The sequence below is a fragment of the Methanobacterium formicicum genome, from assembly GCF_029848115.1.
Classification (GTDB): domain Archaea; phylum Methanobacteriota; class Methanobacteria; order Methanobacteriales; family Methanobacteriaceae; genus Methanobacterium; species Methanobacterium formicicum.
On record NZ_JARVXG010000016.1, the window covers coordinates 1 to 10,000 of the forward strand.

At 41.7% G+C, this 10,000-nt stretch carries 9 protein-coding genes; 4 read left to right on the forward strand and 5 right to left on the reverse strand.

The annotated features are described in order from the left end of the window. The first annotated feature begins 235 nt into the window (after positions 1-235). The 4 genes from QC759_RS00590 to QC759_RS00605 all read left to right on the forward strand — a co-directional run bounded on the left by QC759_RS00590 (position 236) and on the right by QC759_RS00605 (position 5,513). On the forward strand, positions 236-1,249 hold the full coding sequence (locus QC759_RS00590) for a phosphorylating glyceraldehyde-3-phosphate dehydrogenase (protein ID WP_048071834.1): 1,014 nt from the start codon (positions 236-238) through the stop codon (positions 1,247-1,249). Between the two features lie 192 nt (positions 1,250-1,441). Beyond that, positions 1,442-3,166, forward strand: a complete 1,725-nt coding sequence (locus QC759_RS00595) for a glycosyltransferase family 39 protein (protein WP_048071835.1) — start codon at positions 1,442-1,444, stop codon at positions 3,164-3,166. Between the two features lie 252 nt (positions 3,167-3,418). Continuing rightward, positions 3,419-4,567: an O-phospho-L-seryl-tRNA:Cys-tRNA synthase gene (gene pscS / locus QC759_RS00600; protein WP_048071836.1), complete on the forward strand. Its 1,149-nt coding sequence runs from the start codon at positions 3,419-3,421 to the stop codon at positions 4,565-4,567. Positions 4,568-4,625: 58 nt separating this feature from the next. Beyond that, positions 4,626-5,513 (forward strand): patatin-like phospholipase family protein, encoded by an 888-nt coding sequence (locus tag QC759_RS00605; RefSeq protein ID WP_048071837.1) that lies wholly within the window; start codon positions 4,626-4,628, stop codon positions 5,511-5,513. Between the two features lie 88 nt (positions 5,514-5,601). Here QC759_RS00605 and QC759_RS00610 read toward each other — a convergent pair whose 3' ends face one another. From QC759_RS00610 to arfB, 5 genes are all read right to left on the reverse strand, one after another. After that, a complete protein-coding gene (locus QC759_RS00610) occupies positions 5,602-6,360 on the reverse strand; it encodes a nitroreductase family protein (RefSeq protein WP_048071838.1) in 759 nt (252 codons plus the stop codon). A gap of 62 nt (positions 6,361-6,422) precedes the next feature. Then, the gene (locus QC759_RS00615) at positions 6,423-6,701 is read right to left on the reverse strand and encodes an ATP cone domain-containing protein (protein WP_048071839.1); all 279 of its coding nucleotides are present in this window, start codon (positions 6,699-6,701) and stop codon (positions 6,423-6,425) included. An 80-nt stretch (positions 6,702-6,781) separates the two neighbouring features. Then, the gene (locus tag QC759_RS00620) at positions 6,782-8,047 is read right to left on the reverse strand and encodes a PAS domain-containing sensor histidine kinase (RefSeq protein ID WP_052659936.1); all 1,266 of its coding nucleotides are present in this window, start codon (positions 8,045-8,047) and stop codon (positions 6,782-6,784) included. A 218-nt stretch (positions 8,048-8,265) separates the two neighbouring features. After that, positions 8,266-9,075, reverse strand: coding sequence for an AIM24 family protein (locus QC759_RS00625; RefSeq protein WP_243687863.1), 810 nt, complete (start codon positions 9,073-9,075; stop codon positions 8,266-8,268). Positions 9,076-9,299: 224 nt separating this feature from the next. Further along, positions 9,300-9,989, reverse strand: a complete 690-nt coding sequence (gene arfB / locus QC759_RS00630) for a 2-amino-5-formylamino-6-ribosylaminopyrimidin-4(3H)-one 5'-monophosphate deformylase (RefSeq protein WP_048071840.1) — start codon at positions 9,987-9,989, stop codon at positions 9,300-9,302. Positions 9,990-10,000 lie beyond the last annotated feature (11 nt).

Here is a 10,000-nt window from a genome sequence, read left to right on the forward strand (position 1 = left end):
AGCCTTTAAATTTAAAGGCTGATACCTAATTTCTTTTCTTTTTACCCGTAATTTTTTTCCTATTTTAAAATCAAATCTGTGCACACTATTTTTTTAATCCCTGATCACAGGTTAACAAGCTTAAGAGATATTTAAACCTTACAGTCACTGTTTCTTTTCAAAATTAAATCATAAAATTTATAATATTCTAGAAAAGAAAGATAATTTAATATAATACTATAACGGGGATTTTATTATGAAAAACGTAGGGATAAACGGATACGGTACTATTGGAAAGAGAGTAGCAGATGCTGTCGCCTGCCAGGACGACATGCAGATCGTTGGGGTTACCAAGAGAACCCCCAATTTTGAAGCCCAAATGGCAGTAGATAAAGGATTCCCACTCTACATAAGTGCACCCGATAGAGAAGACTTATTTGAAGAAGCAGGAATAAAAGTAACGGGCACCATCGATGATCTCTACGATAAAGTGGATGTTATGGTAGACTGCACACCCGGAGGAATAGGTGCTAAAAACAAGGAAGTCTACGCTGAAAAAGGTGTTAAGGGAATATTCCAAGGTGGAGAAAAACATGAACAGATTGGTCAGTCCTTCAACTCATTTGCCAACTACCAGGATAACTGGGGAGCAGACTTCTCACGGGTGGTCAGCTGTAACACCACCGGTCTCTGCCGAACCTTGAAACCAATTGATGACCTGTGTGGTATCAAGAAAGTTAGGGCGGTTATGGTACGTCGGGGAGCAGATCCGGGACAGGTTAAATCTGGTCCCATAAACGCCATCGTCCCCAACCCACCAACTGTACCGAGCCACCACGGTCCTGACGTGCAAACCGTGATGTACGACCTGAACATTACCACCATGGCCCTCTTGGTCCCCACCACCCTCATGCACCAGCACAACCTAATGGTGGAACTGGAAAACACACCATCACTGGATGAGGTCATCGAAAAACTGGAATCCACTCCAAGGGTGGTATTAGTGGAAGCAAATAAAGGACTGGGTTCAACTGCCGAGATAATGGAGTGTGCACGGGATTTAGGCCGACCTAGAAGTGATTTGAATGAAATAGCCGTATGGAAAGAATCTTTAAACATTAAAGACGGCGAACTGTTCTACATGCAGGCCATACACCAGGAATCAGATGTAGTACCTGAAAACGTGGACTGTATCCGTGCCATGCTGGAGATGGAAGAAGATCCAGCTAAATCCATTGAAAAAACCAATAAAAACATGGGAATAATGTGAATATATTATTTCCGTCTCTTTTTTAATTTTTTTAAAAATTTCCCTGGCAAAACTCCTTTCTAACAAGTTTTAAACTATTAATACCATAAATAGTAAGATTACGTTTAAAAATAGGAAGAGTTATATTAAAATTTGTGAGTCCTAAAAAATCACATCATCCTGAAATTCTGTTAAAAAATTCTGGAGCATTACATGCAGGGACACCTTAAATCTTTAATTTCAACCGTCAAATCCCGGAATGATCTGGTTGTCGTACTGTTACTCCTGGTTTTAGTGGTGGCCACTCGCCTACCCCTGGCCGGCAAATTTCTTTACGAGTGGGACTCGGCGAATTTCGCCCTTGCCCTAGAAAGGTATGATATACTTCTCCATCAACCGCAGCCCCCGGGTTATATCCTTTTTGTGGGTGTGGGCAAGGTTTTTAACCAGATTTTCCCTGATGCCAACACCACTCTGGTGTTCATGAGTATAATGTTCAGTATTTTGACGGTTATTTTAGTGTACTTCCTGGGTAAAGATTTGTTTTCAAAGAAAGTTGCCATAATTGGCAGCATATTACTCATATTCAGCCCTATCTTCTGGTTCTATGGAGAAATCGCCACAATTTATCCCAGTGAATCTTTTTTAGCCATATTAATAGCTTACACATCTTACCAGGCCTTTAAAGGTAGAAAATCATTTTTGTACATTTCTTCCTTGGTTTTAGGCCTGGCCGGAGGATTTCGCCAGGACTTAATCCCTTTCATGTTTCCCCTATGGATGTTTTGCCTGTTTTACCATGACCATCACTTTAAAAGGGTGGTCACTGCCCTGGCAGTTCTGGGCGTATCCATCCTACTCTGGCTGGTACCTAGCATTATCCTTGCCCCGGGTCTGGAAAACTATCTACATGCCGGAGGGCATTTTTCAGCCTCTTTCACCACCAGCTCTGTGCTATTTGGGGCCCCATTATCTAACCATCTTTTAATGGATGGCCTGTTATTTTCATGGTTGATGATTGGTCTGGGTTTTATAGGGGGATTTTTAATTGTGATCTTCCTCATCTGGAAAAGGAAAACCCTCCTGGACCGGAAAATGCTTAAAAATCCTCGGTTAATTTTTTTAGGCCTGTGGATACTCCCTTCACTCCTATTTTTAATATTTGTACCATTATCCAAACCAGGTTACACCTTAACCTTCTTACCTGCCCTCATTTTAATCTTAGGTTATGTGGTAACTGGATTTTCACAGAATTTAGGAGTAAAATTTAATATTTCGCCAGGAAAGGTAGTGAGTGCACTTATAATAATCTATGTACTATTAAACAGTGTTTATTTCCTTTATCCTTACAATTTAAATGAAGAGAGCACATGGGAAACCCAGATCGACCATATGAACACCACGGAAAAGATGATACTGGGGTTGGACATGCTGTTCATGTACAACCAGGAGAAGATCACCATCAATGACCAGAATACAGAGTGGCACTTGGAGGTGATTGGTAACCTGTCCCAAAACCGGCCCCAGAGTACTCAAATCATTATAAGGGACATTATCCGTGAAGACCAGGGCTTCAGCTGGAGGAAAGCCATGTATGCACTCCCAGAATACAGTGTTTACTATCTCTTTGATTCGGGTAACTCCCAGCTAAAAAGTAACAAGCTCAACAACCAGGTCTCAGCTTACTACGGTAAAAATCACACCTTCACCATCTCCCAGTCCAGTGCATTGGAGATCCCCATAAATTCTTCCACAGAAAGGATTGTATGGATAATGGATAACCGATCACCCTTTTTCCAGGAACTGCAAAGTCAGTTAGAAATTAAAACAATCCATCTACCCAATGGTTTGAATATCTATTACTCCGAGGTTAAGGGTAAAAAATTGGACTTTGAGGTGGGGGGATTTGAATTCAAAACTACCAACAACCCCTCCTAACACTTAACTCTTTTATTATTCTAGGGGGATCTCCGGTGGGATTATATCATTCATCAGAAGGTGGATGTTAAAATTGTACTCATCCCACTTCCAGTTGGAGAAAATATATGAGAATTGAAAAAGAGAAAATGAAGAATAGTGAAATTTAAGTTTAAATGGAATACAAAAATAATTAATTAAATTTATTCCCAGTTATGGTCATTTTTGACCAGGACTAAAATCATAACCCCCTAACAGAATCTGGTGAATTGTATGGAATGTCAAGATTATTCCCTTAACCGTCAAACTGAAAGAGAAAACCTCAACCTCAACCCTCTCCAACGTGGAGGGGTGCTTCCTCCTGAATCACGGCAAGCACTGTATGAATTTTCCGATGGGTACAGTGTGTGTGATTACTGTGCTGGCCGCCTGGATCAAATACCAAAACCATCCATCAACAGTTTTCTGGAAGATATTGCCAATTTTATCCAGGTAGATCATGCCCGAACTGTCCATGGAGCACGGGAAGGAAAATTCGCAGTTATGCATGCCCTTTGCCGGCCAGGAGATACCGTGGTTATGGATGGTAACGCCCATTACACTTCTCACCTGGCAGCAGAACGTAACGGGCTAAACATAGTGGAAGTTCCCAGCAGTGGAGAACCAGAATACCGTGTTGATGCAGAAGGATACCATGAAACCCTGGATGAACTCAATGATAGGGGAGAAGATGTGAGCCTGGTTCTTTTAACCCATGTAGATGGGGATTACGGTAATGTAACTGATGCCCGTGCTGTTGGTAAAGTTGCCCATGATGCCGGTATTCCCTTCCTTTTAAACTGTGCATACTCCATGGGACGAATGCCCATAGATGCCAAAGGATGGAATGTGGATTTTGCAGTGGGAAGTGGCCATAAAAGCATGGCCGCCTCCGGACCCATAGGCATACTGGGTGTGCAGGAGGAGTGGGCCGATCTGGTCCTGAAACGATCCTCCCTGCATCAGGTGAAGGAACTGGAAATGTTGGGGTGCACCAGTCGCGGGGCTCCCATTGCAACTTTAATGGCATCTCTGCCCCATATCATTAACCGGGTGAAGCATTGGGATGTTGAAGTGGAAAAAAGCCGTTACTTTGTTTCTGAAATGGAAAAAATCAGTGGAGTACGCCAGATCGGTGTGCGACCAACTGAACATGATCTGGTACGATTCGAAACACCATTTTTCCACAGAATCGCAGATAAACATCCACGTAAAGGTTTTTATTTATATGAAGAGCTTAAACAGCGCAACATCGTGGGTATCAAAAGGGGACAGACCCAGTGGTTTAAGTGCAGTGTCTACGGTTACAGCCAGGAACAGGTGCACTACATAGCCCATTCCTTTGCTGAAATTGCCGATAAATATGGGGAAATGGCAGATTAACTTCCGGTACTTAAAGTTCTGGACAAATTCTGAGGGTTAATGTCTTGGAGGTGGATTCATGGATGAAACGGATGAAAAACCATCAAAAGCTCTAGTTCTGAGTGGTGGGGGCATCACCGGAACAGCATGGGAATTAGGTGTCCTTCTGGGACTTGAAGAAGGCGGGGTGAAGGTTACTGATGTGGATCTCGTGGTGGGGACATCAGCTGGTTCCAGTATAGGTGCCCAGATCACCAGTGGCCTCCGCCTGGAAGAACTCTACAACCTACAGCTCAAACCAATCATTGAAACCAAGGAAAGACCAGTGGACTTTGATGGACATGAATTCCGTCAGATGATGGCTGCAGCCATTATGAGCTCTCCTGATTCTCAAACAGCAAGAGTACGTATTGGAGAGGCCGCACTGAATGCTCCCACCATGAGTGAGGAAGAAAGGTTGGAAATAATGGCTTCTCGCTTGCCTGTTCATGAATGGAATCAGGAGAAAAAACTTATTATCAATGCCGTTGATGCCCAGACTGGTGAATGGATTAAATTTAGTCAGGATTCTGGTGTTCCCCTTTTACTTGCAGTATCAGCCAGTTCAGCTGTTCCCGGTGTTTATCCTCCCACCACCATCAATGGTCGTCGCTACATTGATGGGGGTATGAGTTCCGGTACCAACGCCGATGTAGCCCAGGATTACCAGAAGGTGCTTATAATTGTAGCCGAACCCACTATGGTTGCACCGGCAATGGGACCCACCATGCACCGCATCACCTTCCAGGAAGAGGTTAAACAACTGGAAGAATCTGGTTCCCAGGTTAAGGTCATCACCCCTGATGAAGAGTCACTGGAAGCTAAAGGGCCCAACCCCCTGGATGCAGAGTTTCGAAGCGCAGCTGCCGAAGCCGGACGTAAACAGGGGCAAAGAATAGCTGAAGAAGTGAATATTTTCTGGGAATAATCATGTCCCCCGGGTTTTAAAATTATTCCCCTTTCATATTGAACTATCTATTTTCAATTAAGTCATCTTCAACTAGTATCTATTCAAACTAATTTATTTTCACACTGGCCACGTATTCGTACCTATTAGGGGTTTTTTCACGTCCAGCATCATCAAAAACAATGCGCACTGTTTTTCCAAGGTGTTCTGCTGCCAGTTTAATATGGTAGAGGGCAATACCCATGTCAATTTTGATATATTTCTTCAGCATTATGGCCCTTAAAATGTTCGGTTTGAAAGAATAAGCGTGAATAACATGATTATTACCCTTAAAAAACCATGGCTGGCTGTTTGTAGCAGAGGGGGCCAGGCGGGCTGCTTCCAACAAAGCCCCAATGTAACCTTCATTTTTAATGTCGCTTATTTTAGGGAGTGGTTTCCTATTGAATTCAAGATTACTGGTTCGGTGTAACTGAACCTTTGGCTTTCCAAAGGCCATTAAAATAATGAACTTAATGTCTGAACTTTCCACAACCCGTTTTTTTGGTTGGGGGATCCCCTGCCAGCAGCTGCCCAACCCATGAGCTGAGAAGAAAAGATCCATCTGCTGGAGCAGGAAGCCAATGTTGGTCTTGTATCCCTCTTTATTTTCTGAAAATACAGCAAGGTAATAGGGTGCTTTTTTCATCATCCGGGGATTAACATCATCTGAGGAGACTATCTTTAAATCTACCTTAATATCATCATATAAAGGTTCCAGGTTGTTGACCTGCTCCAACACATTCTGTAACACAACCTCTTCCAGAGGTTCCAGATAGTAATCTCTAATGGATTTTCTCTTGAATATCTGAGGGTAAAGATCAACCATGTTATAAAATCCCCCGGGACCATATATCAGAAAATTATAAGAATAAATGGAAAATTAGAATTTCATCTTGATTTATACTTTTTATCAAAGTTACGCCATGATTTAGCTATATACGGTTCGCATTTATCTAATTCGGTTAGAAGGCACATTTTTATGGTTTCACTCTTAATTTCTTCATCTTCGTCAATTTTTTTGTTTATATTAGCAAATACCTGATTTATAATATCTTTTTTCTCTTCCACAGTGTAACCAGCATCAATTGTGGCCTTTTGCAGTGACCCTTTAATTTTATTGGGATTAAACGCTTCAATTCTACCCTTATTTTTTATTACCTTGGTCAATGAAACACCCCTTTGTTAGTAATCTATCCCTGGTAGTAATCTATCCCTATCCCTTGATATTTTTTTCTAAAATAACTGGTTCAAAGCCGTTCCTTGTACTTCACTTCTTTAAATAACATTTCCACCATGGTTCCCTTCTTTATAGTGATGGTCATGGTTCCATTCAACTGATTAACCAGGCTCTTTACCAGCTGTAAACCCAGAGTTTTAGGACTTTCTGTTATTTCCGTTTCAGGTATGCCCACCCCATTATCTGCTACTTCCAATTTAAATAGCCCATTATTTTTATTTAGAGTTATCTGGATTTTTTTCCCTTTTATTCCATCAGGAAATGCGTGTTTCAAAGAATTGGTAACCAGTTCATTGATGATCAGTCCTAAAGGTATGGCTGTGTCCATTCCCATTTCTATATCCGAAACCTTAATTTGGGTTTGGATAATTCCAGTTTCCACCCCGTACAAAGAGAAAAGATTGGATACAAAGCTTTCCACATAATCTTTAATGTTTATATGGGTCAGATCCGGTGACTGGTACAGTTTTTCGTATATCATGGCCATGGATTTAACCCTGCTCTGACTTACCAGGAGAACATCTCTATAATTCTCATCAACGTAGCTGGACTGGAGATTGAACAGACTGGAAATGATCTGCAGGCTGTTGTTAACCCGGTGATGAACTTCCCGCAGTAAGATAGTTTTTTCTTCCAGGGATGATTTTAATTTATCTTCTGCTCTTTTACGATCGGTTATGTCACGGGATACTGACAGAGAAACATCCTGCCCTTCGTAATTGATGATGTGGCTTTTCACTTCAACTGGTATCTCCCTTCCATCTCTGGTTATCACTACCACCTCGTAGGTGCTGTGGCCCTTCTCCAGGAGTATTGCACCAGTATTTTCCGGAATTTTTATGTCGGGGGATATTATGTCCGCGGGACTCATATTCAGGAGTTCCTCTTTACCGTAGCCCAGCTTCTTACTCATCACTTCATTGACTTCCAGGAACTTCCCGGGAATTCCACCGGCGGCCATGGTATTTACCGATATCATATCGTTGGCTTTGTTAAAGATTTCGCGAAACTTCTTTTCACTTTTGGTAAGGTCTTCTCCCGAACTTTTAATGGAAACCAGATTCCTGTAAACCAGGAAGTAAATCAAAACAGCAGTAACCACTACAAATAAACTTCCTTTGAACATGGCCAGTGTGGTGAATAACTGCCTATTACCTACAGTGAGGTTTAACAATTGATCGGAAGCAATAATCCAGATTATACTAATTACAAAATAAATTAATGCTATTTTAAGGGCACTGTAACCGGGATTAATGGGTTTATGGGATTTTTGCATTTTCGCCCCCTTTTATATTATTTTTCCCCTATTAATTATAAATCTTATCTTTTATTCCATAATGATGAAAACAAGCCTTAGTTTATGCTGTAAAATTCGCATATTACCTCAAATTAAAGATAATTCAAAAAAAGAAGGTTTTTTAAAATCTATCAAATTTATAGATAATATAAAAAATGGAAAAAATGTTTTTTCCAGTAAAAATAAATTAGATCCTTTTATATCTCTTCAAAAGGCTGCACAATTACGAATCCCTGGCCCTGGAACTTTAACTGGAATGTTTCACCACTGTCCTTTCCCAGTAAAGTTTTGAAGTCCACGTCCGCCTTGACTGAGGGGGTTAAACCACCGGACCAGGCCACAGTGGCATTGGGATCCGTGTAAACTGGTTGATCCGGAGTTACCACCAGGGTGATGGGGGTGAAGTGAGTGGTTATAGCCACCATACCGGTTCCTTCCAGTTTTACCTGGAACAGACCTCCGGCAGACATTCCCACTCCTGAGCTCATCATGGTTATGTCCCAGTCAATCTGGTCTTCAAAGGCCAAAAGGTCATTTCCATTGACGTAAATCCGCTCGTTCTGCAGATTCAAAACAACGACTTCTTTCCCCTGATCTGCCAAGTATACCTTTCCCTGTCCTTTCATTTTCATTAAAGTGCTTGTTTCCCCAGTAACTGCCTTTTTAACAAATTTATCCAGGCCATGTTCAAAGGTTCCCTCCCTTTTGAATTTAACATCACCGGTGTAGGCTACCATGGCTCCCTTTTTGGACCATACCTTACCGTTGAGGTTTATGTTCAGCAGGTAGTTGTTTTCAATTTCGAATGTTTCACCAGAACCTGGTTTCTCCATGGTTCGGTTGATGAAGTCATCTACTGAGTATTTGCTTGAAGATCCTTCACCCGGTGTGGTGACCGCTGGTTTGATCTCCGGGCTTTCAAGAGTTTCCGGGGCTACTTCTATTGATTCACCACAGTTTGGGCAAAATTTTCCTTTAACTTCAGTTCCACAGTTGGGACAAAACATATTCACACCTCAATTTTTTAGTCTATTCCACCTTTAGTAAGTCATCAATAAGTATTGTATGATGGATATGGTATTAATTAATGAATTGTTTTTCTAAAATGGATGGTTAGATAATTATTTTATATCTGTAAAAAAAAGGTAATTTGTCCTGAACTTTAAATTAAATCTTAAAAAAAGAATAGTTTCCTTTATAAAATTTTTATAACAAAAAAAGGCGGGAAAACTTATTTTAACAAACTTTTCACGTCCTTAACAATATCCAAAATGGCAGTTTCCAGGAGTGATTCCCCCAACTCCCGGTTGACATCAATTCCCTGTTCCTGAACCTCACAGGCCCCCCTATCTATACCTTCATTGGCCTGGCGTGCTTGGTCAAGGCCCACCATTCCCACTTCAGGGTATTCTTCAAAGTTACAGTGCTCAACCAGACAGGATACATCAGCCATTCCCAGGGCCATCCCCATGGAAAGTTCACCTGTCCCGGCATGGGGGCCCTCGATTTCCACGATCCGGTTGTTGAATATTATTTCCAGGTTCAGTTTTCCCCTAACATCATCCAGGTAATCCTGAATGGGTACATTTCCACCGTGCCCATTAACCAGGACCGCTGCTTCTAAATTTAAGTTATTTTTGGCCTTTCTTAGGGTGGGAATAAGTTCTTTTTCCACCAGGGCCTGGGGAGTGAGGTGAATCCCATGTTTCACATATTCGTACTCTGTGGCCCCATAAAGTATCCCTAAAAATTTGGCCCCAGTACGAATTGAAGCCTCAAATGCCAGATAAGACGCTATTTTAGAGTCAGTATCAATGGGGAGTGCTGCACCGTGGTTTTCCAGGTGGGAACCCACTGCCAGGATTCCTATTTTATTAACCTCCGGTGAAATTACCCGTCCTGCGGAATATCTCAGTTCCATCCTTTCCCACC